Source organism: Acinetobacter baumannii (genome assembly GCF_009759685.1).
In the GTDB taxonomy this organism is placed as follows: Bacteria; Pseudomonadota; Gammaproteobacteria; order Pseudomonadales; family Moraxellaceae; genus Acinetobacter; species Acinetobacter baumannii.
On record NZ_CP046654.1, the window covers coordinates 2,627,359 to 2,652,592 of the forward strand.

The window sequence follows — 25,234 nt, forward strand, 5'->3', positions numbered from 1 at the left end:
AAATTTTATAGGGTGTCGAAAATGGTCGCTCAAGCTATCCGAAATATTATTTCTCCTAAATCAGTTATAGCTCAGTATCAAAAGATAGATTTCTCAAATAAAGGAACTATCCCAATTCGCCATTTAAATATCGGATTTGATGGTAAAGAAATTGATATTGAGTTTTACGTCAACAACCAGTTTGCAACTTTGTTCTTTGCAACGCTTTCGGTTTTTTTGACCTATGGTGAAGATCTGGTGATTGAAACAGCTCGTCATCACCGTGAATTTATTCAAGATCCGATTTTAAAACAGCGTGTTACATCGCTGATTGGTCAAGAAGCCATCCATTCAAAATTGCATAATGAGTTCAATGATGCAATTAAAGAGCTGGAATATCCGGTCGATTTTTATCGTTTCTTGGGTGAGAACTTCTTTAAATATGTGTTCTTAAAATTCCCGCAGCCATTAAAGCTTTCACTCATGGCGGGTATTGAACATTTTACGGCGGTACTTGCCGAATACATGATGAAGCATGAAAAGAATTTCTATTATACCGACGATGCCAAAAGTCGTGCCTTATGGATGTGGCATATGCTTGAAGAATCTGAGCATAAAGATATTGCTTATGACGTCTATCAGGTTTTAAACGGTAATTATCCGTTACGGGCAACGGGCTTTTTAATGGCTTTCATTACCATTTTAGGGCTTATTCCGACAGCAACTTTATTTGTACCCCTACTGCGTAAGCCAAAAGAACTGTTAACCAGAAAATTCTGGAAAGACGCGCGCCGTGGCGTCAACTTAATTTTTAGTCCAAAAGATGGCGTATTTGGTAGCACCATTGGTCAGATTTTTGATTACTTACGTCCAGACTTCCACCCAAATGACCATGATACGTCCGAATATCTGGAGTACTACAAAGACAAATTACTCAAAGAAGGCGGCGCGATTGCACCTTACTTTGTGAAGGAATTTACACCACCAGTTCGTGCAGTTTCATAAGCCTATTGGTCATGGCAGTAATATGACAATTACTGCCATCTCCCTAAAGTTTTTTAGGATTTACTATGATTTTATTTGGTAAGAAAGACCAGCCGAGCCGAAACGCATATGCGGTCGTAACTGGGGCAGGCAGTGGGATTGGACGAAGCTTTGCAGTTGAACTGGCAAAACGTGGTGGCAGCGTAGTCTGCGCAGATATTAATTTAGAAGCTGCTGAAGAAACCGTAAAGTTAATTGAACAGTTGGGACAAAAAGCATTTGCTGTACAGTGCGATGTTGGGCAAGCAGAACAAGTACAGACTTTGGCTGATCAAGCAGAGCAGTTACTTGATCATCCGGTAACTCTCATTATTAATAATGCTGGCGTAGGGCTAGGTGGCAAATTTGATGAAATGAGCTTAGAAGACTGGAAATGGTGTATGCATGTAAACCTGTGGGGTGTTATTCATGGTTGTCATGCATTTGTGCCAAAGTTCAAAAAACTAGGTTACGGTGCAATCATTAATGTGGCTTCTGCCGCGTCGTATACCGCAGCACCAGAAATGAGTGTCTACAATGTAACGAAAGCGGGTGTTTTGGCATTATCAGAAACCCTTTCAGCCGAGCTTCGTAAATTCAATATTAAAGTTAATGTGCTTTGCCCGACTTTGGTGCCAACCAATATCATTAAAAATGGTCGTATTCCGGGGCGTTATTCCAAGCTTGCAGACCATGCACTCATGAACTATGCCATGACAACCAGTGATGCAGTTGCAACTTTAACATTGAATCGATTAGATCGTGGGCAGCTCTACACCACGCCACAGATCGACGCCAAATTATTCTGGCTTATGAAAAGGACATCTCCAACGCTATATGCAAAGTTCCTTGGGCTTTCGTATCAGTTATTTAAATAAAATTTTGTATAGGCAGAAAAATTATGGTCACTAAACCTAGAACAAATACACGCACCCGTAAAACCCAAGAAGTTGCACATATTTATGACACTTTTATTGTCGGTGCGGGTATTTCTGGTCTTGCTGCTGCAATTAAGCTAAATGAAGCAGGCCTAACTAATTTTAAAATTATTGAAAAAGCAAGCCGCGTTGGTGGTACTTGGCGTGAAAATACCTATCCGGGCTGTGGTTGTGATGTACCTTCGGCTCTGTACTCTTACTCGTTTGCTCCAAGTGCAAAATGGAGCCATTTATTTGCACGTCAGCCGGAAATTTTAAGTTATTTAGAAGATGTTAGTCGTGAGTTTGATATTGAGTCCTTAATTGAATTCAATACCGAACTATTAAAAGCGGAATGGGACAATGTAAAAAATGTCTGGAAACTAGAGACAAGCTCTGGTTTATATATTGCTAAAACAGTTCTATTTGCTACAGGCCCAATTACCGAAGCGCAGATTCCACGCCTTAAAGGTTTAGATACCTTTACAGGTGAAATGTTCCATTCGGCGAAATGGAACCATGACTATGACCTTACGGGAAAACGTATTGCCGTGATTGGTACTGGTGCATCTGCCATCCAGTTTGTGCCCCAAATTCAGCCTAAAGCAAAAGAACTGTTTGTATTCCAACGTACAGCCCCTTGGGTACTGCCAAAACCGGATACGGATTTGGGGGAGTTGAGTAAATCAATTATTGCCAAATACCCAAAAATACAGGCCACTTGGCGCCAGACTGTAGCAAGCACCTTAAATGTCATCAATTTTGGTTTACGCAACCCAAAAGCTTTAAAGCCTGTCAATTTTGCTGCGAAACAACTATTAAAGTTACAAATTAAAGATCCGGTTTTACGTAAAAACGTCACACCTAACTTTGATATTGGCTGTAAACGTATTTTATTTGCCAATAACTATTATCCAGCATTACAAGCACCGAATACCACACTTATTCCACATGGCTTAGTTAAAGTGGAAGGCAACACCGTGGTTGCAGCTAACGGTGAACGTCACGAAGTAGATGTGATTATTTGGGGTACAGGTTTTGAAGTGTCTCATCCACCCATTGGTAAACGGGTACATAACGAAAAAGGGGAATGTCTGGCAGAACTCTGGAAAGACTCCTCACCGGAAGCTTACTTAGGAACCAATATTGAAAATGTACCGAACGCATTTCTTATGCTAGGGCCAAATGTCTTGGTTTATGACTCATTCATTGGTCTTGCTGAAGCCCAACTGCAATATATTGTAGTTGGTTTATTGCAAATGAAAGCGAAAGGTATTGCTAAACTTTCTGTAAAATCAGAAATAATTAAAAAGCATAATGAGCTTGTACAAAAGCATTTACAAACCACAGTATTCAATAGTGGTGGTTGTAAGAGTTATTACCTTGATGCAAATGGTCGTAACTTTGCAGCATGGCCATGGTCATTGAAAAAGCTTAAACAGCGTTTACATCATTTAAATTTAGAAGAATATGAGGTCATCTATGAAGCTGATCTTGTAAAAGTAAAACCAAAAGTTGAAGAAGTTGCAGGTTAATTAATTTATAAAAGCCCACTTTATTGATGAAGGTGGGCTTTTTACTATTAAATAATGAAAGAAATATATGAAAATTCAATAAATAATATAATGAAGTTAAAGTAAACGATAAATTTAAATATACTTCAAAATAAAAATGGGCCAAGAAGTCTATATAATTTTCATTTAAAATAATATAGCTATTTTTAAAAATGAATTTTTAAGTGAAAAGTTTTCTTTTTAATCAATTTTTTAAATTGTATATTGGAAAACATTTTTATATCAATAACTTGTGTAGTTGATAATTATTGTAAATAAATGTGAAAGTATTCACAACCTTATTTTTTTTTGTTAAGATCATTAACATTAAAAACATAGAGATAATAATAATGATCAATAAAGTATTAATAGTGTTATGCGTGAGTATTGTATTTGTATTAGGGTATTGGGCATATTTAGATACCCAAAATAAAAGACATCAAGAGCTCATGAGGATCATTCAAGAAGCTGAAAAAAATTTGCAGACAATCGAACGTAATCCTAACCGTGTTAGTCATAGCAATTTAGCTTCATATAATTTGCAAAAATATATCAGTGATAAAAAAGTTTTTTTCTAAGCACAGGGGTGATTGTGATTTGCTTTAAAAAGTGTGCCATTGATCATATCTTTTCATAAATTTTGATCATGTTGCTGTTGAATCTGTTAAACTTATTGAACGTATAGTAAAAAAGCTGCATAGGGGTTATGCAGCTTTTTTGTGTTTCAAGAGGGGCTGTGGCTATTTTCTGTGTATGACAGCAGAAATCAAATGAGTGGCATATTTGTTGCTTCGTCTATTTAAGATTTTTGTCTAGAGATCTGAACAGAAAAACAAGATTGCTCAGATACCTACATAGAAGTACATATTCCACAGCTCAGATTTTGCATAGAGGCTACTTATGGCGGCGCCCAATTCTTCGGCAGGGTGGTTAGAGCGTTTATTTAAGTTAAGCGACAATAAAACCACGTTTCGAACAGAAGTTCTTGCTGGTGTAACTACATTTTTAACAATGTGCTACATCATCATTGTCAATCCACTTATTTTATCTGAAACCGGCATGGATCATGGCGCCGTATTCGTTGCGACCTGTTTGGCAGCAGCAATCGGTTGCTTAGTGATGGGTATTATTGCTAATTATCCAATCGCCTTGGCACCCGGTATGGGGCTTAATGCTTATTTTACCTATTCGGTTTGTATGGGCATGGGAGTGCCATGGCAGACAGCTTTAGCAGCTGTTTTTGTTTCAGGTGTGGTATTCCTTGCAATTAGTTTCTTTAAAATTCGTGAGGCGATTGTCAATGCAATCCCGATGTCGCTTAAATTTGCGATAGGTGGTGGTATTGGTTTATTCCTTGCGCTTATTGCGTTAAAAAATGCCGGAATTATTGTCGCAAACCAAGCAACGTTGGTCGGTTTGGGCGATATTAAACAACCTACTGTATTATTAGCTTTATTTGGCTTTTTACTTATCGTAATTTTGCATCAGCTTAAAGTCCGCGGTGCGATTATTATTAGTATTTTAGTCGTTACAGCAATTGCCACAGCTTTAGGTCTAAATGAATTTAAGGGTGTGGTTGGTGAAATTCCTTCAATTGCGCCAACATTCATGCAAATGGACTTTGAAGGGTTGTTTACCGCAAGTATGGTTGGTGTCATCTTTGTATTCTTTATTGTTGACTTGTTTGACAGTACGGGTACTTTGGTTGGCGTTTCACACCGTGCGGGCCTTTTACAAGATGGTAAATTGCCACGTTTGAAAAAAGCGCTATTTGCTGACTCTACTGCAATCGTTGCTGGTGCTGCATTAGGTACCTCATCAACTACGCCATATATTGAATCGGCTTCAGGTGTAGCAGCAGGTGGACGTACAGGTTTAACCGCGGTAGTTGTCGCTTTCTTATTTATTTGCTGTTTATTCTTGGCACCTCTTGCTCAATCTGTGCCAGGTTTTGCAACAGCACCCGCTTTATTGTTCATTGGTGTATTGATGATCCAAGGGATTACTCACATCGATTGGGATGATATTACAGAAGCTGTACCAGCCTTTTTAACGATTGTATTTATGCCATTTGCTTACTCAATTGCAGATGGTATTGCAATGGGCTTTATCAGCTATGCATTAGTTAAATTATTTACGGGTAAGGCAAAAACTGTTCCATACATGGTGTGGATTATTGCTGCCCTTTGGGTATTTAAATTTATCGCCTTTGGCGGTTAAGACGATTGTTTATAATTTCCTTCTAGAACTATTTTAGTGATAGGGATATAAGAAGGAAATTATAGAAGGGTGTGCTTACCACACCCTTTTTTCTTTAGATGTGGAGTTAATATGAATCAAGTCGAGCTGATTCAGGCCTTACCAAAAGCCGAGTTGCATGTGCATATTGAAGGGACCTTTGAACCTGAATTAATGTTTGCCATTGCACAGCGTAATCAGATTCAGATTCCTTACAAATCTGTTGAAGAAGTAAAGCAAGCTTATAACTTTCACAATCTTCAATCATTTTTAGATATTTACTATGCTGGTGCAAATGTTCTTGTTCATGAGCAAGATTTCTACGACCTAGCATGGGCATATTTTGAAAAGTGTGCAGAAGATCGTGTCGTTCATACAGAAATGTTCTTCGATCCGCAAACTCATACTGACCGTGGTATTGCTTTTGCAACCGTGATCAATGGGCTTAAACGTGCATGTGCTGACGCAAAAGCCAAATTTGGTATCAGTTCTCAGCTGATCATGTGTTTCTTACGTCATTTAAGCGAAGAAGCTGCATTTGAAACGCTTGAGCAAGCTTTACCGTTTAAACAAGATATTATCGCTGTAGGACTTGATTCAAGCGAAGTAGGCCATCCACCAGCTAAATTTGAACGTGTTTTTGCTAAAGCGCGTGAAGAAGGCTTCTTAATCGTGGCTCACGCAGGTGAGGAAGGCCCACCTGAATATGTGTGGGAGGCTTTAGACCTGCTCAAAGTAAACCGTATTGACCACGGCGTGCGTTCTGAAGAAGACGAACAATTAATGGCTCGTTTAATTAATGAAAAAATGCCATTAACGGTTTGTCCTTTAAGTAACTTAAAGCTATGTGTTGTTAAGGATATGAAAGACCACAATATCCGCCGTCTTTTACAAAAAGGCGTACACGTGACTGTTAACTCAGATGATCCTTCATATTTCGGTGGTTATATGAATGATAATTTCTTTGCCATTCAACAGGCATTAGATTTAACCAATGATGAGTTGAAGCAACTCGCAATTAACTCTTTTGAAGCCTCTTTCATTTCAGATGAAGAGAAACAAAAGTGGATTTCAGAAATCCAGAAAATCTAAATAAAAAACCGCCTGTGATAGGCGGTTTTTTTAACATTGAATTTATTTAGGTTGTTTGGTCATACTGTTTAAAACATTGTCTTTATCTACAAAGTGATGTTTTAAAGCTGCAAGTACATGTCCAGCAATAAGTAAACCTGCAAACCATGAAATATAAATATGTAATGGCTTAACAATGGCTAATAACTCAGGGTTATCTTGCACCAGGCGTGGAATTTCAAATAAATATAAAACCGGAGCAGGGTGACCAGCACTCCAGCTAAATAAACAGCCAGTGACCGGTAAAGCGACTAAAATCACATACAGTAATAAATGTCCGATGTGAGCTAAAGTTTTCATTGTTGGTGACATCGTGTCAGGCAATTGTGGAGCAGGATGGGTGTAACGCCAAAACAGACGAATGACCACGAGGAAGATAATGGTTGTGGCGATATTCTTATGTAGTGTAATGACATCCCCTTTAAAGCTGCCATCAACGTCATAACTTAGAAAATTTCCACTATAGAAACCAATCACCCAAGCAGTGATAAAAATGATGGCCATGACCCAATGCAGAATCTGTGCAGTACGGGTGTAGTATTGAGAGGTTGAGGCAGGCATAAAAGACCCTTTTTTTATCATTCTAGCGCTAGATTTTATGGGAAACTGTTAAATTTGAGAAATATTGTTCCCGTAACAGAGCGTGCTATAAACAGAACGGTTCAATTTAAAAAACACGGTTAAGTTGAGCTGGAGAATAAGGGACTTAATTTGCACAAATGCATCAATTTATTTGTTTCTTCTAAGTACAAGTTTAGGCAAAATACGCGCTGCTTACGTTCGATCAAAGGAAAAAATGATGAAAAAATTGATGCTCGCTGTAGCACCAGTTGTTTTAGCTTTAACTGCATGTGCAACAACTACAGGTACCGGTACTGGCGGTGCTTCTGCACAAACGACAACTCAACAGTTAGGCGTAGCTGCATTAAAAGTTGCTGTTAATGCGAAATGTATTACAGAAATTAATAATGTTGCTGCATGGAAGACAGCAACAAAATATATGACTGCTGACCAGCGTGATAGCATCCAAACGAATGTTTGCGGCTGTGTAAGTGAAAAAGCACCAAATAGTGTGACTGCAGTAGAATTAGCTGCTGCTGCGCTTGACGTGAATGCACGTGCTACAATCGTAAACCAAGTGGTTTCTAAAACTGTAAATGCTTGTGTGGCAGAAGCTTTACAAAAATAATTGATGTTTTAAGCATTAAAGAAGGCCGATTCTTATAAATCGGCCTCTTTTTCATTGGAGTATACATGTTTGTTGCAGGCGTAGATGAGGCAGGGCGAGGCCCATTAGTGGGTTCTGTTGTTGCTGCAGCTGTTATTTTAGATCCGAATAATCCAATTTTAGGATTAAACGACTCTAAAAAATTAACTGAAAAGAAACGTGAAAAGTTGTTTATTGAAATTCAAGAAAAAGCTTTAGCATGGTCAATAGCAGAAGCTACACATGCAGAAATTGATGAGCTGAATATCTTGCAGGCAACTTTTTTGGCTATGCAACGTGCAGTGGAAGGTCTGAAAACACAACCTCAAAAGGTAATTGTAGACGGCAATCAAATTCCAAAAGGAATTATTATTCCTTGTGAGGCGATTATAGGGGGAGATGCAAGCCATGCCGAAATTAGTGCGGCGAGTATCTTGGCTAAAGTCACGCGTGATCGTCAAATGGCAGAATTAGATCAACAATATCCATTATTTGGTTTTGCCAAGCATAAGGGGTATCCAACCAAAGCACACTTTGAAGCCATTGCTGCTCATGGCGTGATTGATCAACACCGTCGTAGTTATGCACCTGTAAAACGCGCATTAGGTCTATAAATTTATATATTCCCAAAAAATTTAAAGCGACTATAAAGTCGCTTTAATTAGGGAGAGAACAACTTCATACTAACGATTGAAGTTTTTCTGTGCATAATTATCATCTTCATATGAAACTTGATAATCTTGATCAAGATGTTGAAGGTGTTCATGCATTGCACGTTCATGTTGAATACGTTGATAAATTTCTTCGCGATGAACAGAAACCTCTTTTGGTGCATTTACACCAATTCGAACTTGGTTTCCTTTGACGCCAAGCACAGTAACACTGACTTGATCCCCAATCATTAATGTTTCCCCGACACGGCGGGTCAGAATCAGCATGTTTATCTCCTTGCTAAACGCTTAAAACTGCAATATTGGTACCCAAATAAAAAGCTCAACCTCAGTTTTCAGTCAGATTCTAACAGAAATATGAGAACAAAGTCATATTTTGATAATCACTGCCAAAAAACTTTCCGTTTAATATAACAGAGCCGCTATAAAAAAAACTATAGCGGCTCTGTGTTTTCTTTGATTATTGTCGGACAAGTAAACATTTTTTAATGAATTCTTGACCGTTCGGTAAAATTAAGCGCGTGCGCTGCTTTCACCATGTTCACGATCTAAACCAAAAGCGGTATGTAAGCAACGAACTGCAAGCTCAAGGTATTTTTCATCAATAATGACAGAAACCTTAATTTCAGATGTTGAAATCATAAGGATGTTAATACCTTCGTCAGCAAGGGCAGTAAACATTTTGCTTGCTACACCCGCATGCGAGCGCATACCTACACCCACGATAGATACTTTAACGATGTCATCGCGTGTTGAAACTTCACGTGCACCAATATTTTTGGCAGTTTCATTTAAGATTTTTTCAGCTTTTGCTAAATCAACACGGTTTACAGTAAACGTGAAATCTGTTGTGCCATCTTCTTCAACATTTTGGACTATCATATCCACTTCAATGTTGGCATCACTTACTGGTGATAAAATTTTAGAAGCAATACCCGGTTCATCAGGTACACCTAAAATTGTTAATTTTGCTTCGTCACGGTTAAAAGCGATACCTGCAATGATTGGCTGTTCCATAGTGTCTTCTGCCTCAGTAGTAATGAGTGTACCTACATTTTCTTTAAATTCGTCGTCAAATGCGCCGTCGTCATCATTATCAAAACTTGATAATACGCGTAAAGGAACTTGATATTTTCCGGCAAATTCTACTGAGCGAATCTGTAAAACTTTAGAACCTAATGATGCCATTTCTAGCATTTCTTCAAAAGAAATACGATCGATTTTCTTCGCTTTAGGGGCAACACGAGGGTCTGTAGTATAAACTCCATCAACGTCAGTATAAATTTGGCATTCATCTGCTTTTAGGGCAGCTGCAATGGCAACACCAGAAGTATCTGAACCACCACGTCCTAGAGTTGTAGTATTTCCGTTGGCATCGAAGCCTTGGAAGCCTGCAACTACAATAACACGGCCTGCATCTAGGTCATTGGTCATGACATCTGTGTCAATCGACTCAATACGCGCCTTAGTAAATGCACTGTCAGTTTTAATACCGACTTGACGTCCGGTATAGGATTTAGCTTCCACACCAATCGAATTAAGTGCCATAGCTAACATGGAAATCGTCACCTGTTCACCGGTTGAAACCATTTGGTCTAACTCGCGTGGGTCAGGTGTTTCGGTAATGGCTTTAGCGAGGGCAAGTAAGCGGTTTGTTTCACCACTCATTGCAGATACGACCACAACAACCTTGTGACCCTGATCATGCCAACGCTTCACACGACGAGCAACATTTAAAATGCGCTCGGGGGTACCCATAGAAGTACCGCCATATTTTTGAACGATTAATGCCATATCGCCTAAACCCTTATAATTAAACGGGAAAAGTATATTCTTGCTTCCTTGGTTTCATTATATGTACACCATTATGTACATAAATGAAATTGCTGAGTTTATCTAGCAAGCCGTGATTCGGCGGACAGTATATAGTAACGTAAATATGCTAACAATCATTGATCTGGACTAATTTCATCAAGTTTGCTGATTGTTAGCTTCGGTACAACTTATATAGCTTTTTTTAGTTGCTTCTTTTGCTGGCATTCTTCCTCCCACTTCATTACATCAGTAGCGAGGTATCTTTTCATTGTTCCGCCCTCAGAACTTAATGCTGGGGCTGGGAATGGAATCCCCCAAGGTGTGTTAATTTCCCACCGATTAAGTGTGCGTTTAGTAATATGAAACATCTCACACACATTGTTAGATGTCAGATATTTATCCACATTAGCCCTCCTTACTTTCCGCTTTAGGATTTGCCCACCAAAGTACTGGGCCATCTTCTGAATCAAATGCTGCAATTAAAAAGAGTCCTTGTTCTGGCGGTTCTGGCTTCCAGTTGGGCCAAACTACTGCATCTTCCGGTATATTTGGTATTTCATCGTAATCTAATAGTTGAGTTTCAATTTCAACTCTAAGATTCATCTGAAGTTGTGCCCACTGTTCTCTTGTATAGGCTTCTGCTCCTTCTTCAATGGTGTCAAACAATTCAATATCTGGATGAAACCAATTGAAAAGGTTTTCAGGTGGTTCTATTGGCTGGATCTGATATTTAAAACCCGTCTCACTAGATCCATAAAATAGTTTTGCTTCATCAAAGCTTTTGGTTACAAGAGGGGCAGAACCTTTCTTGTAGCAAATTACTATTTCATCAAATTTAAAAACCCGTTCAGCTGTCTTCAAATCAAAGCATTGGTACATAGGTTCACTAAACCAACTTTCTACATAAAATAGATTTTTAATATGATCTTTGCGGGAACCGTGCCATTTCTGGACTTTAATAACATCATCGAAGATTTCTAAGAAAAAGTTGTTGCCTTCCTTTTCATGCATTTTTCTATAACGTTCAACAGCTCTCTCAGCTATCTCTTTAGAAGCTGCTGGTGTTTGTCTAAAAGGGCTGTAACCTTCAGGTCGCATAGCAACCGCCCATAAAGTTGATTTACTCATCCCTCAGCTCCCGATTCGCTATTACATTTATTAAAGTGAAGTCTTAAGATTTCCGTTCCTACTTCATATTTTGTAAACTCATCCTTTTTGTGGTGTTCTTCGGTAACAACTTCATCAACTGTATACCCAGCTGATGCGATAACAACCCCATAGCAAAGTTCATAAAATTCACCATCTTCAGCAACATGATGGCCATCTGCGACTTTATCTCTATACCAATCAAGACTAGCCTCAGCTTCTTTTTGAGCTTCGTCTAAAGAGTCGTGATATTTAAAGCCATCGCCGTTAAAATCATGGCTAAAGTATTTTTGCGGTCGTACCGCCTGAGCTTTGGCTCTTGCTAACCATGCCGTTTCACTTGTATAAAAATCTGTTTCAAATTCAGGACTAAGATCTCTATAAAACTTGTACGCAATTGGGTCATTATTCTTGTACCAATTTTCATGAGCCAATTTTTCTTCATCTTCATTAAACATCGCTAAGCCCTCAAATATTCTTCTTTAGTCCACTCAACAAACTCTTTATAAAGTTGTTGTGCTGGTTTATTTAAACGGTTGTTGTAGTCGATCGTTATGCGGCGCCAAGCGACTGGTACCGCATAATGCTTGGTTAGAAACATTGCTTGATCAATGCCTTGCCGGACTATTACGTAGCCCAGCAATTGCAAGTAGTACATAAAACCAAGCATGTGTTTTTGGCTCACTTTCTTGTACTGATCTTTCATATTAGAAACCGTCTCCTAATAAATAATCAGGCTCAGCCTCTTGAAGTGGCGTAGATGTAGGGTTCTCTAATTCAAAGCGGCGTTTTTTCACATACCCCATAAGCTTTGGTTGAATTTGTGGATCTCGTGCAGCCACGTCTATTTCCAAAGCATCTAGCGTTGTAAGGTCTGGTGCAGTTTGGATTTGAACCATTAAAGAGGGTGGCTCATTAGCAGATGCCTTTTCTTTTTCTAGCTCTTCAAGACGTTTGTGAGTGGCGAGAAGGATAGGCTTCATTTGTTCGTCATCCCATGTGCGGGTATAACGATAAACCGCATTTACTTCTGCAGGTGTTTTTGACTCTTTTACACGCTGTAGAAGAGTATCTAGGGTTTGCTGATACTCATTGTTTTTTTCTTGCTCAGGTGTAGGCTGAGTTAAAAAATCTTCAGATGAAGACACATAAGGTTGTTCTGTAATAACAATCGCACTATCTAAAGCTGATCCTATATTTTCTGAAATATCTTCGGATTGCACCAATGAGTCTTCAGAAGTAGTTACATTTGTTTGCTCAGTAATAACAATTGTAGGTTGTTTAACTTCATCAACAATTTCAGAAGTCTTTTCTACAACTACTGTCTGTGCACCTTTTGATTTCTTAGCACGCTGTTTCTTTGGTTCGTCACCTAGGCGAATAACACTAAAATCGTCACTAACTTCAAAACCTAACGCTTTAGATAGTGCTTTTAATTGAAGCTTGGCGTTTTCTGCATCACGTTGAACAAAGCCGCTATTAATAGATTCAATTAATGCGGTGGTTCTAAAATTCACGATGTAAATAGAAGGCGAATATGTAGTAATTACAAAAACATCCTGTCCTTCCTCATATTCATCAATAGTTAATGGCTTTGTGAATGTAATGCCAGCCAGCTCAATAGTTTCGATTTTGATGCAGAATTCAAAACCCGGTTTACCAAAAACAGAAGCGGGGAATTGATCTAAGTCAGAAAAGTCCAACATGTCTCCAATAGGACGACAAAGAACAGTTTTACCTTTTTGAAGAGCTGCAAATGCTTCTTGAGCAGTAATTAAATTTGTCATGTTCTTATCCTTTTTTAACTGAAACTAATTTCCAAAAACTTAGGTGCTTACGATCAAAAAAAGCGCCTCGGCCAAGTTCTTTTACTGCTGCACGAAAGAGGGTTTCTTCATCTGAATCTTCGTCAGCCCAAACTTTTACATTGCCTTCATACTGGGCGTAAAAGCCTGGTGTACTTTGAACTCTAACTATCCATTCACAACGTTCTTTCATGCTGTCATCCCCGTTTTAGCTAATGTTTCAATGTCTTGTTTAACTGCTGGTAGTTTTGCTGCTTCAATTTGGATAAGGGCATCTATGCCGAAGTGTTCACAAACTGTTTTCACGTCTAGGCCGCGTTCAGCTATGAAGTTTTGAAGTTCATCTCTTTGTTGATCTGAGATACCGTTAAATTCAGGTGGACTAATCCAAGTGCCACGTTGCTTATCAAACGTGCAATTCAATGCTTTAGCCCTCATTAACATTGCTTGACGCATGTTCTGGTAATACATGTGTTCTTTATCAAGCGATTCCGTTAATTGATTAAGGTCACCTGCATGCTCTGCTTCCTCACAGCTTTGTTTCCAGTTTTCTAGCTCTTCTTGGGCTTTAGCTGCTGCAAGTTGTGCAGGCGTTAAGGTGTTAATGTGATCTTTAGCTTGAGTAATCAGGTCAGCCAAGAAAGTAGGGTGTGCTTTAAGATCAGGTACCCATACTTCACCGGTTTCACCGCCTAAAGCACCTGAGTTTTTCGCATGATGTGTAGGCGAAGGTTTGAAATTAATAACGCGGGCATTTTTACCTTCACCAGTAGTAACAGTTGTTAGATAACCCATGACATCTGCGATACGGTAAAGCTCGTTACGGTTTTTACCACCTAGATCTGGGCGGTAAATAATTTGATCACCGTTTTGATCTTCTGATGCGTGTGCAATGAAAACAACATCTTTACCTAAACTGATCAAAGTATTGATGTATTGCTTGAACGTTTGGTTCGCTAAACCTTGAGCCTTTAACTTTAAAGAACCATCTTTTTGACGGTTATTTGCCGTAAGTAACAGGTGGGTTTTAATGCATTCAAGCATTGCACCCACGGTATCAATGACTACGGTTTTATATGGTGCTAAGTCCTGCGGAGTAAGGTTTGCAACATCACTCCATTGTTGAACCTGTACAACCGCACCACGACGTAATTCACCAGTACGGTGAGCACCACGGTCAAAGTCAAAAGAAATTGCTTTTTCCGCAGTAAAGCCCATCGATGATTTACCTAAACCCGGATCAGCGTATAGGTACACAATAATTGCTTGAACCAATAAGGTTTGATCAGCCGTAATAATAGGTAGAGCCATTATTCTTATCCTTATCTTGAGCCTGTAAAACCGCGTTTTTGCTTATATGCTTTGCGGTCATAAGTAGGGATATTTGTTTCACGCAGTTTTATAGCGAGCTGCTTTCTGCGCTGAAAATCGATTTCTTGGGTGAGTTCATTCCAAACTTTTGGATAAGAAGTTTGGAACCTGAACACATTTAAAGGCGTCTTAACTCCGTCTTTAACTTTGTAAAGAACTGAGCCATTAGCATTAGATGCGTACACTTGCCAGCCAATGCGAACTGAATACAGCCCTTTATCATCACGGCCTAAAAATGACATGTAGCCGTCAGGGTGTTTTTTGAAATTAGACATGTTCAGCCTCCATACATTCGCATGTACCAACAAAGGCATACGTAAGCGGGCTAGGAGCATCAACAGGTGAAACGTCCTTAATATTTAAAGGAATAATTTCTTTGCGATATTTAACTAAAACCACATCACCTTCACGGCAATTGACAATTCCTTCTCTTGAAGAAAAACGTGCAGATTTAGAAGATTGGGTTACTCTGCAAAATGAAACCTCATCACCAGCTTTGATTTTTGAACGGTCAACAGGAATCATCTTCTTGCAAGTAGGGCAGTTATAATCTTTCATTAGGCTGCCTCCAACCATTTATTACGGTCGATATAGCCAGCTAATAAAATATTTATGTTTTTATGGTCGTCATGATTGGTGAAATCATTCCAAGGTTTGCCGCTTAAGTCAGTTACTGACTCAATAGCAAGGTTAGTAATTTCAGCCGCTGTAAAATCAGATCCAGCTACACCATAGCTATCAGCTACACCGTCAAAATCGAAGCTCACGTTTAATTTGAAGCCGTCAATGCGGATAACTGCTTCACCAGATTTTTCTCCAGTTTTCTTAACAGCCAGAAGTTCATATTCAGAAGCAACGACTTGCTCGCTTTCATATGAGTAATTAGAAGGGACGCTAGAATTAGCAGTTCGATATTCACAAGAACTCAAGGCTACAAGTACAGCAATTGCTGTAACTCCAGTTACCTTATGCTTGTTTGAAAAGGTTTTTACGTTCATAATTGATCTCGCAGTTTGCAAAAGCACATCAGATTTAGCGGTCGGTGTGCTTTTTTGTTGTCTACGAGACAAATACTACTTTAAGTAGAAATTAAGTCAATACATAGTAGGAATTATTTCCTACTTAAAGTTGTATATTATTAGTTTTAAATAATAAAAAACCCACAAAAAGTGGGTTTAAAGTAAAAAATTAATAATTGGTTTCAAAGAAAATAAGCTGAAATTCAATAAATATCTCGGTACAAGCCAACCACTTTTCCAACAAGGCGGCAATCTTCGGAAAGTTTAATAATTTTATCAGGCCAGTCTGGGTTCAATGGTTCCAAGAATTTACTTGTTCCTTCGCCCTCAATGATAAGCTTTTTAAAAGTCGCCTCTGAATCGCCAGCGCAAGCTACAATTACAAGATCATCTGTTTTAAGATCAAATGTTTGAATGTCTGGATTCACATATATTCTATCACCCGGTAGAAAGGTTGGAGCCATAGAATATCCTACTACTTTTAAAGCATATCCATTTTTCCCGCATCTTCTATTTGGCGGTAAATATTCTTCAATTTCCGTATCTTTCAAAACTGTCTCAATCGGTGTAAATGAACCAGCCGCAACCCAAGAGATTACTGGAACCCTGCGTCCTTCGAAACCAACTTTATCTGATAAATCAATATTATTGTCTAACTTAGTGCCATGGTCTAAGTAACTAATTTCCACTCCAAAAATATCAGCCAATGTTTGTAGCTTTTCAATTCTTGGTTTAGCAGAACCGAGTGTATATCTACGAGCCATCTCATAAGAAACACCAATAGCATTTTTTAACTCATTGATAGTTTTAATTGGAGAGTCTTTTGCCTTCATCAATGCGTTGAGTCGGTCCGCAAAGTCTTTGTATTTAGCGTCTTCCATCAAAATAGGCTTCTTTTCTACTGTGGGTAGAATTTTACTATCAATTTTTAGTTGCACCAATTCTATTTTTGGTAGTATATTTCTTTCTACTTTAAGTAGGTTTTTTGGTGTCATTTATGACTACTCCACATGAAGCATTTAATAACGCTGTGACTTTTGCAGGGAGCATCTCAGCTTTAGCTCGAAAAATAGGGGTTACACCTTGGGCTGCTAGCAAATGGAATCCTGAGAAAATTCCAGAAGATCGCTGTTTGAAAATTGAGGAAATTACTCAGGGTCAAGTTAAGGCAGAACAATTACGACCAGATATTAACTGGGAATATGTTCGCAAGAACCTTAAGAAGCAAAACCAATCCGTGAGCTAATTCTCACAAATTAGCAAACGTGCGTATACGTGAAATTTAAAGAGGGATTCACATATGAGTGAAATCAACTTAAGCCCAGAGGCTAAAACAGCAATTTACAAGATGATTCACCAGTCACAAGGAGTTACGCCGCAAGAAATTGCAAACGTACTTGGTGACTCTTACAAGAGCGTACTTAATTACGCAAACCCAAATATGGAAAGCCATTTACCAAGTATTAAGAAGCTTGAGGCAATGATTCAGTTTACACGCAACCCAGCTTTAGTTAAGGCATGGGCACACATGCTTGGTTATGTTCTAGTGCCAGCTAATCAAGTGGATGAGAAAGGCCATGAAGTCAGCATTGTTGAAACCTTGCTACATATAAATATTAACAATGGCCAAACCAATCAACAGGTCCACAAAGTTTTAGAGGATGGAGTTGTTACACCTGCGGAATTAGCAGATACAGAAGAAATCTTAGAAGAAATGGAAAACCACATTCGCCAACTTCGAGAGGCGCTTAAGTCGGAAGCTGCAACTTATATTTCTAAGGTAAAGAAAGAAAAAGCCTGATCTGGTCCATCAGGCTTAGTTAATTCAATTACTGGCTAGAGGAATCGAATATGCAAACTAATCTATCAAATCAAGAGCAAATAATCCAGAGCTGGTTTGAACCGGCTCTCCACACACTTAAAGCATTAATCAAAAAGTGTGAAGAGAACCTAGAGCAAGTTAAAGCTGACACTAAAAATGCGGCTGTTAAGCGCGATGACTTCAAGGACGTTTTAGTTCGTCAGCATCGTATTACATATAACCATGCTGAGGAAATTATCAAAAGCCTTGGTCGTGCTGGGCGTATTCGTTTCTTGGGTAGTACTTACATTCAGTTAAATGTTCAGGAGACCAAATGAATGAGTTGGCTCTTTTCGCAGGCGCTGGTGGCGGAGTACTCGCATCTTATCTCTTGGGATGGCGAACAGTGTGCGCAGTTGAACGTGATGCCTACGCCGCACAAGTTTTGGCGCAACGACAGAATGATGGAATTCTCGAAGCTTTCCCAATTTGGTCTGACATTACAACTTTTGACGGAAAACCATGGCAAGGAATTGTTGACGTTATATCTGGCGGCTTTCCGTGCCAAGACATCTCATCCGCGGGGAAAGGTGCTGGAATCGAAGGTGAACGTTCTGGGCTTTGGTCAGAAATGGCACGAATTATTGGTGAAGTACGACCTAGATACGTGTTCGTGGAAAACTCACCAATGCTTGTTTCCAGAGGACTTACACGAGTCATCAGTGACCTTGCCCAAATGGGGTATGACGCGCAATGGGCACGTTTTTCAGCATCTAACTTTGGAGCGCCCCATATCCGTGACCGAATCTGGATTGTGGGCCACGCCACAAGCAAGGGATTTTCGAAGTGGTCAACCCCAACGATGGGACAATCCGGATCGATCGAGAAACCTAAACGATCAAGTTGCGAAATTCCCAACTCCCAAAGCATCGGATGGGAACAAGCGTGGGAAGGTGAGCAATCATCCAAGGAACGGCTTAGCCGGTGTTGTGGAGAATCTTCCAACTCCGACTGCTTCAATGAGCAAAGGCTCATCACCAGCGACTCTGACCAGGAAAGATGGCAAGAGCAGGATAAACGATCGGCTCGATCATCATGTAATGAACTCACATGGTGGGAAGTTGAACCCGAATTGGGTCGAGTGGCTGATGGGGTGGCCAATCGGGTGGACCGACTTAAAGCCATTGGAAATGGACAAGTTTCAATCGTGGCTAAATGCGCATTCGAATATTTAGGTGGTGCAAAATGAATTATTACCAACACCATATTGGTGACTTTAACAATGCGACTCGCCACCTCAGTTTAATTGAGCGTGCGATTTACCGCGACTTATTAGACATGTATTACGACACAGAGAAGGCGATTGATGCATCAAGCATTGATCGTCTAGCACGTCGTTTGCAATGTACTACCGAAGAGCAAAAAGAAGCTCTCAAATATGTACTTGATGAGTTTTTCATTCTTGAAGAAGGTGTTTATCGCAATAATCGTTGTGAACGAGAAATTGCTGAATATCACGGGAAAAAGAAACAAGCGAGTGAGGCTGGTAAAGCGTCTGCTGCAAAACGTGCAGCGAAAAAGAAAGGCTCGTCCAACAGTGATTCATCAAAAGATGATCAAGCGTCTAACGAAAATTCAACGGTCGTTGAAAATCCGTTAAACGAAGAACAAACGGATGTGCAACCAACCAATAACCATAAACCATTAACCATAAACCAAGAACCAATTATTGATAGTAGTAGTAATGCGCGTGAAGAAAATTCGCAATTTACACCAATCCAATTTGCTCAGTATCAGATCGATGATCACAAGCGTTACTCAATGCGTGAATTCATTTCTGAATACAGCGAGTTTCAATACGATTTCATCTCACTTGCTCAACAAAGATTTGTTTCTGTACCTGAAATCGACTTGAGAACCATGATTCAAAATTTCGGTGACTGGTACTTTGCAAACGAATCAAGCTCGTTGAATACACCAAGCATCTGGTTGGTTAAGTGGTTCTCTTGGGTTCAAAACAACGAGAAACAAGTTGCTGCTAACCGCAAGAAGCAAGAGCAAATCACTTCAACCGGTCAAAAACCACAAGAGTCGGGTTACTTCGCTAATCTTTTTGAAGAACAGAGCGAATCTCAAATCGTGGATGTAACCCCAGCAAAAAAGTTTCCAATGATTGAGGAGGTAGGTCATGCATGAGATTACCTTGAACGAAGTGCGTCAATTAATCGCTTCTCTTCGCACTGTTTACGCTGCTCAGTTCAATAAGCAATTTCCAGCAACAGGCGAAAGTGCAATTCCTCTGTCAGTGGTTGAGCAAATCGCACTTAAAACGCTGGTTGGCGTTCAACAAAACCAATTTAACAACGCACTTGCTCGTTTACTTACAGCAGGTGGACGCTTTATGCCGTCATTTGCCGAGTTTCGCACCTGGTGTATCGGTGAAAGTTGGATGTCTCCAGAAGAAGCTTGGTCTCGCGCATGTAAGTTTACAACTGACCGTTCCGTGGTTATTACCCAAATCACTAAGTACGCCTTAGACGAGGTTATGTATTTGATCGAAGCCGGCCAAATGCGAGCAGCTCAAGATAATTTCTTCGGGACCTACAACGTGATGGTTGCTAAAGCTCAGTTAAAAGGCCGTCAGCAAGAGTTTTACACTCCACCGCTACAACTAGAACACAAAGAACCTAAACACATTCCTGTGAGCAATGACGAGGCTCAAAAGCATCTCCAATCATTGATGGAACGATTAAAAATCAATGGTCGTAAACCTGCACCAGTACAAAAACTTCAGGCAAAAGAAAAAGAGCCTGAGCTTGCAAAGGAATTAGGTCCAGATCCTTTCGATAATCCGCAGGAATACGCAGAGATGTGCCGCCGTGAAGGTATGCCTATTCCAAGAAATATTCTGCAGTTAATTGAAGGGGCGAATGCATGAAAGCATCTAAATTGATTAGAGATAAAGGACTGCAATACGCGAAGGAAATCGTAGATTCAGCACCTTCTAACGCAACTGAATGGAATGAAGGTTTCGAGTTCCAATGTGGTCAAAGTGTAGAGATTAGCAAGGCTGATCGAGAAAAGTATTTTGTAGACATTTCCGAACTCAAGCGCCTGCTGGAATCGATTGATCAAATTAATGCGTTTGATGGCGGTATTAAAGAAGCTAAAGAGATTCTAAGCCGCATCAATAAAAATGGCAGCAAGTACGCGACATTATTTGAAAGACCTGCATTAGAGCAAGCCATCCGCGACCACGAATCAATATACGGAGGCGGTCATGTTTAACAGTGATGAATGTGGGATTTGGTCTATTTGGGAAAACGGGAAGTGGCATGGAGATTTTAAATTTCCAGATGGTGTTATGACTAAGTTGCCAGAGGAAAAGGAGCCAGCCATGAGTGAGTTTAAAGTCGGGGATCGTGTTCTTAGACACTTCAATAAAAAAGTTTACTTCGTGAATCACCGAGTTGGAGATGAAGAATATTTAATTTCCTATGAGAAGGATACGCCAGTATCAAAATGCCAGATTTGTGAGCATTTTAGCAATTTGAAGTTAGTTCATGAACCAGATTTAGGCGACAACCCCCACACAGAAAACCGCATTGGTCGCATTGATAAACCATCGGATTCGAGGGAATTAGAAAACCTAGACAAACTAGAAAACCACATTTCGCCGAATTGCAAAGTAACTGAAGTTCACATTAACGAAGCTTACAAGCTTAATCGATTGGGGTGAAGAATGGATAAGTGTAGAGAAGAGTTTGAGAAGCAAAAGTACTGGATTGGGCTATTTAGAGACGCGGTTGATTTTGATGAGGAGCTTGGTCGATATGTTTTAAACGGTCAAAGAAAGCTTTACGCATTTCACCTCGATTCATTTAACGAGAAATGGGCAATTTGGCAAAAAGCATGGCAGCACCAGCAAGCGAAAGTGGAGGAGCTGCAAAAGCGGGTGGATCAACAAGGACTAATCATTGCAAAAGCTATGTCTATTGCATCAGACCTTCAAAAGAGCTGGTCAATGTTTGAGATTGGCAAGAAGTTAGAGCAAGCGCTCAATGGTGGTGAGCCTAAATGACATCAATGAGCCTTGCTGATTACCGCCTTACATGCCCGAAAGTTCAAAAGAAAAAGGGTCGAAACAAGTTTAATGCTTCGAAAATTAAATTGGATGGAATGACTTTTGACAGTACTAAAGAATACAAACGGTATATCGAGCTAAAGGCTCTACAACAACGAGGTGAAATTAAAGAATTGCAGCATCACACAAAATTTGAATTGGCACCGAAGACAAAATTAGAAGGGGAGAAACGAGCTAAACCAGCACTTAGATATTTTGCCGATTTCACTTATTTCACGACAGCAGGTGAATACGTTGTTGAAGATGTGAAGTCTATAGCTACACGCAAGCTACCGAGTTACCGAAATAAAAAACACCTGATGAAAACAGTTCACAATATTGATGTGAGGGAAGTTTAAACATGAATGCAAAAGTTAATAACAAGACAATGGACTGGTCTAAACGTTCTGCTCATCAATGGTTGGAACAATATGGTCTATGGGTAAGATCAACAAAATCTAAAGTTTCTGCTAATCCTCTAGCATGTTTAATTGACCAAAATGACACAACTAGAATTAGATCAAGTAAGGTCTCTATGCCATGCGAAATTGAAGATTATGAGGCAGTTGAAGTAAGCAAACTCTTGGCTAAAATGCATAACGATAATAGGGAATTTCTACAAGAAAGAGCTTGGTTTTTAATACTTTATTATGAAAATAATTGGTCGTATTTAACAATTGCCAATGTACATAGATGTAGTAAAGCAAAAGTACGTGCTGAGATTGATAAAGGTTTGGCTTATTTGGATGGTAAAATAGAGGTATTGCAATCTTGACAGTGCAGCACACTTGGTTTAGATTTGTGATATGGTGGGACGAAGTTATAAGCGTTGCACCAAAATGTTTTAAAAGCTCGCCAAATGGTGGGCTTTTTTATTGCCTAATATATTTCAGGAAAAACCCAAAATATCAATTTTGGGCTTTAAAGTGAGTATAAAAATGAGTGAATTAAAAAAAGATATACCAGAGATTACTGGTGAAATGATTTCAGATGTACATCGAATTTTACAATATGGAGCCAGCTTATCCTGTGGAATTGTTAGTGATCAGAATCGTGACTCAATTTATTTAGACGTGGAATATATTGACCACAAACTAGTTCTATCTGATTAATCTCAGTCGTTAATTTTTTGATTTTATCCAGTTGGTCATTCGTAGCTTTGGACATGTTAGGAGAGAAGTCAAAAGGCTTACCTGTTATTTTGGATCTTTGGGCTTCGCAACGATGTCCTAAGTCATAAAATATTTGATTTAATTCGCGAAGTATTTCAATTTTCTTATCCTGCAGGTTGTTGAAATCTATTAGTTCCTGAGAGTTAGAAAGTAATTTAACTTTATTTAGAATATTAGGTTGTACATCTAATGTGAGCAGACTACTACTTGGATCAGGAAGGAAAATAGAATGTGTTTCACTCATGCTTGGATAGTTTTGTGTAATATCTATTAATTGATTGTTAGGCGAAATCCAAACTGCATGGTGCATAGCTTCAAGCATGAGTCCTTTCCATTCTGAAAAAATCCAACCATATACAACACCACCTCCTTGATTTTGTACTAACCATTCAACATTCCAATAGCAATTGCCTATCGGGAGTAAATCAATACTGTGGGGTGTGGTAATTAGATCCCCAGAGTTAATGCTCTTAGCAAAAGATATAAGTTCTGGGTTATGTATTGAAGGTGTGGTGTAGTTTGGAAAACTGCTATTATTCATATTTATCTCTTTGATATTTAGAAAGTACATAGTTATCAGAAAACAGATCTTTGTAAAGAACACAAACCAATAATTTCAATCCACACTCGCGGTAGCACAATTCGAGTTAATTAGCCGGACGTATTACGGCGCAAATGGCCCCGCTAAATATCGATTATTGGCGGGGCTTTTTCTTTTATTAATTTGATGATTTAGTTCCCGATAGTAAATAATTTACTATTGAGAACTAAGTATTTGAAAAATAAAATATATTTGATGATTGGCCTATAAATTAGTATAATAAATAAACATTAATTAATTTAATTGGTGAAAATATGCCATTCGAAAGAAAGACAGGTTATAAATTGAAGTTTATCAATGAAAATGACTTTGAAATTATCTGCCTAGACTGTAACGACACCAATAGTGTGAGACAACAACTTAAAGATGCTGGATTTGTTAGAGATATTAATTCAGTAGATGAAAAGGATGAATACCATCTTCAAAAGATTATTGGAGTAACAAGTAGCAAGGAAGACTTGATTGCATTGCTAGATAATTGGTTTGATTTGTTAAACAGTATGGAGGTTACAGCCTACAAAGATTCTGATTAAAAGTGATAGTAATAAAAACCACTTTTGCAGTGGTTTTTTTATGGGTGAAATATGGATGATAAAGAATACTTCTGGCTTACACGGAAAAAAGAACCTAAAACAAAACCTAAAAGCAGACCATTGCCTAAAGCTACCCAAAAGTACTTAGAAGCTGAAGAAGAATTTACTCAAGCTTTGGATAATCTGGGAATTAAATACGAAAAGAAATTCCAGTTTAAATCCACAAAGCATTGGCGGTTTGATTTTCATTTAATTGAACATCGCATATTAGTTGAAATTGCTGGTGGACCTTGGTCGGGTGGACGCAAGGGTAAGCTGTCTACAAAGGCGTGGAGTATGGACCGTTATGATGTTGCTGAAGAAATGAGATATACAGTAGTTCGCATAGAGACGGCTTCTAGATGTCGCATTGATGAGTCTGGACCTTTGCAGTTACGTACTGAATACGCTAGTCAGTGGCTTAAAAATTTAAAGAGGCAAATATTCAATGGATCAGATCAGACCATTTCCTCCAACTGATTTTATGGATCAGGCAGAAGAAGAGGAAGCACTCCGTTTAATACCTGCCCCTGATTTAAAAAACTGGGTAGTTGCTAATTTTCTTACGCTTGGTGGACCTTTACATAATCCAGATCATGACCATATTGCTGAGATGCTTCATGACAATGAGGGATTTTTGGCTTTTGCATGGGCTTCTACTGCTTATGCGAGAGCTAAGCGTATGGTGCTCGGCCAATGTGAAAAGGTTATGTTTCAACAGGGCGGCTGGAAAAAAGCCCGACAAGAGCAGCAAATGCGTGATTGGTTCGGACTTGTTCCAGTTTACTTAATCACAATCGATGCAAGCTTTTGTGAAAAGGCTAACGATAGCGAGTTTTGTGCATTGCTTGAACATGAGCTTTATCACATCGGTGTAGAGAGAGACTCGGACGGTGAGATTATTTACAGTGATCATACTGGCCTACCTAAGCACTATTTAGCTGGTCACGATGTGGAAGAGTTCATCGGTGTTGTTAAACGCTGGGGTGCAAATGAAAACGTTAAGCGGCTTATTGAAGTCGCTAAAAACCCGCCGTTTGTTTCTGATTTAGATATTTCTAAATGCTGTGGAAACTGCGTAATTACCTGA

The 25,234-nt window shown here is 39.2% G+C and carries 37 protein-coding genes; 22 read left to right on the forward strand and 15 right to left on the reverse strand.

The features are described from left to right. Window positions 1–21 precede the first annotated feature (21 nt). The 6 genes from GO593_RS12550 to GO593_RS12575 all read left to right on the forward strand — a co-directional run bounded on the left by GO593_RS12550 (window position 22) and on the right by GO593_RS12575 (window position 6,802). Entirely contained in the window at window positions 22–984 is a 963-nt protein-coding gene (locus GO593_RS12550; RefSeq protein WP_000226454.1) for a metal-dependent hydrolase, read from the forward strand. Window positions 985–1,049: 65 nt separating this feature from the next. Next, window positions 1,050–1,880 (forward strand): SDR family NAD(P)-dependent oxidoreductase, encoded by an 831-nt coding sequence (locus GO593_RS12555; protein WP_000599996.1) that lies wholly within the window; start codon window positions 1,050–1,052, stop codon window positions 1,878–1,880. Window positions 1,881–1,903: 23 nt separating this feature from the next. Beyond that, a complete protein-coding gene (locus tag GO593_RS12560; RefSeq protein WP_000256758.1) occupies window positions 1,904–3,454 on the forward strand; it encodes a flavin-containing monooxygenase in 1,551 nt (516 codons plus the stop codon). A 368-nt stretch (window positions 3,455–3,822) separates the two neighbouring features. Then, window positions 3,823–4,050, forward strand: a complete 228-nt coding sequence (locus GO593_RS12565; RefSeq protein ID WP_000608974.1) for a hypothetical protein — start codon at window positions 3,823–3,825, stop codon at window positions 4,048–4,050. Between the two features lie 322 nt (window positions 4,051–4,372). Further along, on the forward strand, window positions 4,373–5,692 hold the full coding sequence (locus GO593_RS12570; protein WP_000729980.1) for an NCS2 family permease: 1,320 nt from the start codon (window positions 4,373–4,375) through the stop codon (window positions 5,690–5,692). A gap of 111 nt (window positions 5,693–5,803) precedes the next feature. Beyond that, on the forward strand, window positions 5,804–6,802 hold the full coding sequence (locus tag GO593_RS12575; RefSeq protein WP_001077405.1) for an adenosine deaminase: 999 nt from the start codon (window positions 5,804–5,806) through the stop codon (window positions 6,800–6,802). Window positions 6,803–6,844: 42 nt separating this feature from the next. Here the strand turns inward: GO593_RS12575 and GO593_RS12580 are convergent, their stop codons facing one another. Beyond that, window positions 6,845–7,402 carry a cytochrome b gene (locus GO593_RS12580; RefSeq protein WP_001111765.1) on the reverse strand — a complete coding sequence of 186 codons (558 nt, stop codon included), beginning with the start codon at window positions 7,400–7,402 and terminating at the stop codon, window positions 6,845–6,847. 238 nt (window positions 7,403–7,640) lie between these two features. On the opposite strand from GO593_RS12580, the gene GO593_RS12585 reads away from it, so the two are divergent. Both GO593_RS12585 and rnhB read left to right on the forward strand, forming a co-directional pair. After that, window positions 7,641–8,030: a hypothetical protein gene (locus GO593_RS12585; RefSeq protein WP_000735755.1), complete on the forward strand. Its 390-nt coding sequence runs from the start codon at window positions 7,641–7,643 to the stop codon at window positions 8,028–8,030. Window positions 8,031–8,095: 65 nt separating this feature from the next. After that, window positions 8,096–8,662, forward strand: a complete 567-nt coding sequence (gene rnhB, locus GO593_RS12590) for a ribonuclease HII (protein WP_000495835.1) — start codon at window positions 8,096–8,098, stop codon at window positions 8,660–8,662. Window positions 8,663–8,731: 69 nt separating this feature from the next. Here the strand turns inward: rnhB and csrA are convergent, their stop codons facing one another. The 13 genes from csrA to GO593_RS12655 all read right to left on the reverse strand — a co-directional run bounded on the left by csrA (window position 8,732) and on the right by GO593_RS12655 (window position 16,870). Continuing rightward, a complete protein-coding gene (gene csrA, locus GO593_RS12595) occupies window positions 8,732–8,986 on the reverse strand; it encodes a carbon storage regulator CsrA (RefSeq protein WP_000906487.1) in 255 nt (84 codons plus the stop codon). A 246-nt stretch (window positions 8,987–9,232) separates the two neighbouring features. Beyond that, window positions 9,233–10,513 (reverse strand): aspartate kinase, encoded by a 1,281-nt coding sequence (locus GO593_RS12600; protein ID WP_001185178.1) that lies wholly within the window; start codon window positions 10,511–10,513, stop codon window positions 9,233–9,235. A 209-nt stretch (window positions 10,514–10,722) separates the two neighbouring features. Beyond that, the gene (locus GO593_RS12605; RefSeq protein WP_000362184.1) at window positions 10,723–10,938 is read right to left on the reverse strand and encodes a hypothetical protein; all 216 of its coding nucleotides are present in this window, start codon (window positions 10,936–10,938) and stop codon (window positions 10,723–10,725) included. A gap of 1 nt (window position 10,939) precedes the next feature. Beyond that, on the reverse strand, window positions 10,940–11,662 hold the full coding sequence (locus GO593_RS12610; RefSeq protein ID WP_002134341.1) for a hypothetical protein: 723 nt from the start codon (window positions 11,660–11,662) through the stop codon (window positions 10,940–10,942). After that, the gene (locus tag GO593_RS12615; RefSeq protein WP_000481377.1) at window positions 11,659–12,138 is read right to left on the reverse strand and encodes a hypothetical protein; all 480 of its coding nucleotides are present in this window, start codon (window positions 12,136–12,138) and stop codon (window positions 11,659–11,661) included. The genes GO593_RS12610 and GO593_RS12615 overlap by 4 nt, the downstream gene beginning before the upstream one ends. Window positions 12,139–12,140: 2 nt before the next feature. Next, window positions 12,141–12,386, reverse strand: coding sequence for a hypothetical protein (locus tag GO593_RS12620; RefSeq protein ID WP_000654845.1), 246 nt, complete (start codon window positions 12,384–12,386; stop codon window positions 12,141–12,143). A gap of 1 nt (window position 12,387) precedes the next feature. Continuing rightward, on the reverse strand, window positions 12,388–13,467 hold the full coding sequence (locus tag GO593_RS12625; protein ID WP_000183024.1) for a hypothetical protein: 1,080 nt from the start codon (window positions 13,465–13,467) through the stop codon (window positions 12,388–12,390). A gap of 4 nt (window positions 13,468–13,471) precedes the next feature. Next, window positions 13,472–13,678, reverse strand: a complete 207-nt coding sequence (locus GO593_RS12630) for a hypothetical protein (RefSeq protein ID WP_000664312.1) — start codon at window positions 13,676–13,678, stop codon at window positions 13,472–13,474. Beyond that, entirely contained in the window at window positions 13,675–14,796 is a 1,122-nt protein-coding gene (locus tag GO593_RS12635) for an ATP-binding protein (protein ID WP_001207471.1), read from the reverse strand. Before GO593_RS12635 ends, GO593_RS12630 begins: the two co-directional genes overlap by 4 nt. 11 nt (window positions 14,797–14,807) lie before the next feature. Then, the gene (locus tag GO593_RS12640; protein ID WP_000064475.1) at window positions 14,808–15,131 is read right to left on the reverse strand and encodes a hypothetical protein; all 324 of its coding nucleotides are present in this window, start codon (window positions 15,129–15,131) and stop codon (window positions 14,808–14,810) included. Further along, the gene (locus GO593_RS12645) at window positions 15,124–15,414 is read right to left on the reverse strand and encodes a hypothetical protein (protein WP_000656411.1); all 291 of its coding nucleotides are present in this window, start codon (window positions 15,412–15,414) and stop codon (window positions 15,124–15,126) included. Before GO593_RS12645 ends, GO593_RS12640 begins: the two co-directional genes overlap by 8 nt. Next, the gene (locus GO593_RS12650; RefSeq protein ID WP_001101440.1) at window positions 15,414–15,854 is read right to left on the reverse strand and encodes a hypothetical protein; all 441 of its coding nucleotides are present in this window, start codon (window positions 15,852–15,854) and stop codon (window positions 15,414–15,416) included. Before GO593_RS12650 ends, GO593_RS12645 begins: the two co-directional genes overlap by 1 nt. Before the next feature lie 224 nt (window positions 15,855–16,078). Continuing rightward, a complete protein-coding gene (locus tag GO593_RS12655; protein ID WP_000187985.1) occupies window positions 16,079–16,870 on the reverse strand; it encodes a LexA family protein in 792 nt (263 codons plus the stop codon). Window positions 16,871–16,872: 2 nt separating this feature from the next. Between GO593_RS12655 and GO593_RS12660 the strand changes: the two genes are divergently transcribed. The 11 genes from GO593_RS12660 to GO593_RS12710 are packed head-to-tail and all read left to right on the forward strand — an operon-like array spanning window position 16,873 to window position 22,574. Continuing rightward, window positions 16,873–17,121 carry a transcriptional regulator gene (locus GO593_RS12660; protein ID WP_000210973.1) on the forward strand — a complete coding sequence of 83 codons (249 nt, stop codon included), beginning with the start codon at window positions 16,873–16,875 and terminating at the stop codon, window positions 17,119–17,121. A gap of 54 nt (window positions 17,122–17,175) precedes the next feature. Beyond that, entirely contained in the window at window positions 17,176–17,676 is a 501-nt protein-coding gene (locus GO593_RS12665; RefSeq protein ID WP_001289843.1) for a phage regulatory CII family protein, read from the forward strand. Between the two features lie 50 nt (window positions 17,677–17,726). Then, window positions 17,727–18,014: a hypothetical protein gene (locus GO593_RS12670; RefSeq protein ID WP_001194329.1), complete on the forward strand. Its 288-nt coding sequence runs from the start codon at window positions 17,727–17,729 to the stop codon at window positions 18,012–18,014. Next, window positions 18,011–18,925 carry a DNA cytosine methyltransferase gene (locus GO593_RS12675; protein ID WP_001003656.1) on the forward strand — a complete coding sequence of 305 codons (915 nt, stop codon included), beginning with the start codon at window positions 18,011–18,013 and terminating at the stop codon, window positions 18,923–18,925. The genes GO593_RS12670 and GO593_RS12675 overlap by 4 nt, the downstream gene beginning before the upstream one ends. After that, window positions 18,922–19,872, forward strand: coding sequence for a YdaU family protein (locus GO593_RS12680; RefSeq protein WP_001110397.1), 951 nt, complete (start codon window positions 18,922–18,924; stop codon window positions 19,870–19,872). Before GO593_RS12675 ends, GO593_RS12680 begins: the two co-directional genes overlap by 4 nt. Then, a complete protein-coding gene (locus tag GO593_RS12685) occupies window positions 19,865–20,614 on the forward strand; it encodes a hypothetical protein (RefSeq protein WP_000544505.1) in 750 nt (249 codons plus the stop codon). Before GO593_RS12680 ends, GO593_RS12685 begins: the two co-directional genes overlap by 8 nt. Beyond that, entirely contained in the window at window positions 20,611–20,964 is a 354-nt protein-coding gene (locus GO593_RS12690; protein WP_000647822.1) for a hypothetical protein, read from the forward strand. Before GO593_RS12685 ends, GO593_RS12690 begins: the two co-directional genes overlap by 4 nt. After that, window positions 20,957–21,415 (forward strand): hypothetical protein, encoded by a 459-nt coding sequence (locus tag GO593_RS12695; RefSeq protein WP_000483334.1) that lies wholly within the window; start codon window positions 20,957–20,959, stop codon window positions 21,413–21,415. The genes GO593_RS12690 and GO593_RS12695 overlap by 8 nt, the downstream gene beginning before the upstream one ends. Window positions 21,416–21,418: 3 nt before the next feature. After that, window positions 21,419–21,757: a hypothetical protein gene (locus tag GO593_RS12700; RefSeq protein ID WP_000356502.1), complete on the forward strand. Its 339-nt coding sequence runs from the start codon at window positions 21,419–21,421 to the stop codon at window positions 21,755–21,757. Next, a complete protein-coding gene (locus GO593_RS12705) occupies window positions 21,754–22,158 on the forward strand; it encodes a DUF1064 domain-containing protein (RefSeq protein WP_000203142.1) in 405 nt (134 codons plus the stop codon). The genes GO593_RS12700 and GO593_RS12705 overlap by 4 nt, the downstream gene beginning before the upstream one ends. 2 nt (window positions 22,159–22,160) lie before the next feature. Then, complete coding sequence (locus GO593_RS12710) at window positions 22,161–22,574, forward strand: antiterminator Q family protein (RefSeq protein ID WP_000992314.1); 414 nt, start codon at window positions 22,161–22,163, stop codon at window positions 22,572–22,574. Window positions 22,575–22,837: 263 nt separating this feature from the next. On the opposite strand, the gene GO593_RS12715 is transcribed toward GO593_RS12710, so the two are convergent. Continuing rightward, window positions 22,838–23,512, reverse strand: a complete 675-nt coding sequence (locus tag GO593_RS12715; RefSeq protein ID WP_001066067.1) for a hypothetical protein — start codon at window positions 23,510–23,512, stop codon at window positions 22,838–22,840. A 314-nt stretch (window positions 23,513–23,826) separates the two neighbouring features. Between GO593_RS12715 and GO593_RS12720 the strand changes: the two genes are divergently transcribed. The 3 genes from GO593_RS12720 to GO593_RS12730 are packed head-to-tail and all read left to right on the forward strand — an operon-like array spanning window position 23,827 to window position 25,234. Further along, window positions 23,827–24,105: a hypothetical protein gene (locus GO593_RS12720; RefSeq protein WP_001115719.1), complete on the forward strand. Its 279-nt coding sequence runs from the start codon at window positions 23,827–23,829 to the stop codon at window positions 24,103–24,105. Between the two features lie 51 nt (window positions 24,106–24,156). Continuing rightward, window positions 24,157–24,624 (forward strand): hypothetical protein, encoded by a 468-nt coding sequence (locus GO593_RS12725; protein ID WP_000341079.1) that lies wholly within the window; start codon window positions 24,157–24,159, stop codon window positions 24,622–24,624. Further along, on the forward strand, window positions 24,593–25,234 hold the full coding sequence (locus GO593_RS12730) for a putative metallopeptidase (protein ID WP_001984948.1): 642 nt from the start codon (window positions 24,593–24,595) through the stop codon (window positions 25,232–25,234). Before GO593_RS12725 ends, GO593_RS12730 begins: the two co-directional genes overlap by 32 nt.

Coding starts and splice junctions, on each gene's coding strand:
- GO593_RS12550 (WP_000226454.1), top strand. CDS start 22: ATGGTCGCTCAAGCTATCCGAAATATTATTTCTCCTAAATCAGTTATA.
- GO593_RS12555 (WP_000599996.1), top strand. CDS start 1,050: ATGATTTTATTTGGTAAGAAAGACCAGCCGAGCCGAAACGCATATGCG.
- GO593_RS12560 (WP_000256758.1), top strand. CDS start 1,904: ATGGTCACTAAACCTAGAACAAATACACGCACCCGTAAAACCCAAGAA.
- GO593_RS12565 (WP_000608974.1), top strand. CDS start 3,823: ATGATCAATAAAGTATTAATAGTGTTATGCGTGAGTATTGTATTTGTA.
- GO593_RS12570 (WP_000729980.1), top strand. CDS start 4,373: ATGGCGGCGCCCAATTCTTCGGCAGGGTGGTTAGAGCGTTTATTTAAG.
- GO593_RS12575 (WP_001077405.1), top strand. CDS start 5,804: ATGAATCAAGTCGAGCTGATTCAGGCCTTACCAAAAGCCGAGTTGCAT.
- GO593_RS12580 (WP_001111765.1), bottom strand. CDS start 7,402: ATGCCTGCCTCAACCTCTCAATACTACACCCGTACTGCACAGATTCTG.
- GO593_RS12585 (WP_000735755.1), top strand. CDS start 7,641: ATGAAAAAATTGATGCTCGCTGTAGCACCAGTTGTTTTAGCTTTAACT.
- rnhB (WP_000495835.1), top strand. CDS start 8,096: ATGTTTGTTGCAGGCGTAGATGAGGCAGGGCGAGGCCCATTAGTGGGT.
- csrA (WP_000906487.1), bottom strand. CDS start 8,986: ATGCTGATTCTGACCCGCCGTGTCGGGGAAACATTAATGATTGGGGAT.
- GO593_RS12600 (WP_001185178.1), bottom strand. CDS start 10,513: ATGGCATTAATCGTTCAAAAATATGGCGGTACTTCTATGGGTACCCCC.
- GO593_RS12610 (WP_002134341.1), bottom strand. CDS start 11,662: ATGAGTAAATCAACTTTATGGGCGGTTGCTATGCGACCTGAAGGTTAC.
- GO593_RS12615 (WP_000481377.1), bottom strand. CDS start 12,138: ATGTTTAATGAAGATGAAGAAAAATTGGCTCATGAAAATTGGTACAAG.
- GO593_RS12620 (WP_000654845.1), bottom strand. CDS start 12,386: ATGAAAGATCAGTACAAGAAAGTGAGCCAAAAACACATGCTTGGTTTT.
- GO593_RS12625 (WP_000183024.1), bottom strand. CDS start 13,467: ATGACAAATTTAATTACTGCTCAAGAAGCATTTGCAGCTCTTCAAAAA.
- GO593_RS12630 (WP_000664312.1), bottom strand. CDS start 13,678: ATGAAAGAACGTTGTGAATGGATAGTTAGAGTTCAAAGTACACCAGGC.
- GO593_RS12635 (WP_001207471.1), bottom strand. CDS start 14,796: ATGGCTCTACCTATTATTACGGCTGATCAAACCTTATTGGTTCAAGCA.
- GO593_RS12640 (WP_000064475.1), bottom strand. CDS start 15,131: ATGTCTAATTTCAAAAAACACCCTGACGGCTACATGTCATTTTTAGGC.
- GO593_RS12645 (WP_000656411.1), bottom strand. CDS start 15,414: ATGAAAGATTATAACTGCCCTACTTGCAAGAAGATGATTCCTGTTGAC.
- GO593_RS12650 (WP_001101440.1), bottom strand. CDS start 15,854: ATGAACGTAAAAACCTTTTCAAACAAGCATAAGGTAACTGGAGTTACA.
- GO593_RS12655 (WP_000187985.1), bottom strand. CDS start 16,870: ATGACACCAAAAAACCTACTTAAAGTAGAAAGAAATATACTACCAAAA.
- GO593_RS12660 (WP_000210973.1), top strand. CDS start 16,873: ATGACTACTCCACATGAAGCATTTAATAACGCTGTGACTTTTGCAGGG.
- GO593_RS12665 (WP_001289843.1), top strand. CDS start 17,176: ATGAGTGAAATCAACTTAAGCCCAGAGGCTAAAACAGCAATTTACAAG.
- GO593_RS12670 (WP_001194329.1), top strand. CDS start 17,727: ATGCAAACTAATCTATCAAATCAAGAGCAAATAATCCAGAGCTGGTTT.
- GO593_RS12675 (WP_001003656.1), top strand. CDS start 18,011: ATGAATGAGTTGGCTCTTTTCGCAGGCGCTGGTGGCGGAGTACTCGCA.
- GO593_RS12680 (WP_001110397.1), top strand. CDS start 18,922: ATGAATTATTACCAACACCATATTGGTGACTTTAACAATGCGACTCGC.
- GO593_RS12685 (WP_000544505.1), top strand. CDS start 19,865: ATGCATGAGATTACCTTGAACGAAGTGCGTCAATTAATCGCTTCTCTT.
- GO593_RS12690 (WP_000647822.1), top strand. CDS start 20,611: ATGAAAGCATCTAAATTGATTAGAGATAAAGGACTGCAATACGCGAAG.
- GO593_RS12695 (WP_000483334.1), top strand. CDS start 20,957: ATGTTTAACAGTGATGAATGTGGGATTTGGTCTATTTGGGAAAACGGG.
- GO593_RS12700 (WP_000356502.1), top strand. CDS start 21,419: ATGGATAAGTGTAGAGAAGAGTTTGAGAAGCAAAAGTACTGGATTGGG.
- GO593_RS12705 (WP_000203142.1), top strand. CDS start 21,754: ATGACATCAATGAGCCTTGCTGATTACCGCCTTACATGCCCGAAAGTT.
- GO593_RS12710 (WP_000992314.1), top strand. CDS start 22,161: ATGAATGCAAAAGTTAATAACAAGACAATGGACTGGTCTAAACGTTCT.
- GO593_RS12715 (WP_001066067.1), bottom strand. CDS start 23,512: ATGAATAATAGCAGTTTTCCAAACTACACCACACCTTCAATACATAAC.
- GO593_RS12720 (WP_001115719.1), top strand. CDS start 23,827: ATGCCATTCGAAAGAAAGACAGGTTATAAATTGAAGTTTATCAATGAA.
- GO593_RS12725 (WP_000341079.1), top strand. CDS start 24,157: ATGGATGATAAAGAATACTTCTGGCTTACACGGAAAAAAGAACCTAAA.
- GO593_RS12730 (WP_001984948.1), top strand. CDS start 24,593: ATGGATCAGATCAGACCATTTCCTCCAACTGATTTTATGGATCAGGCA.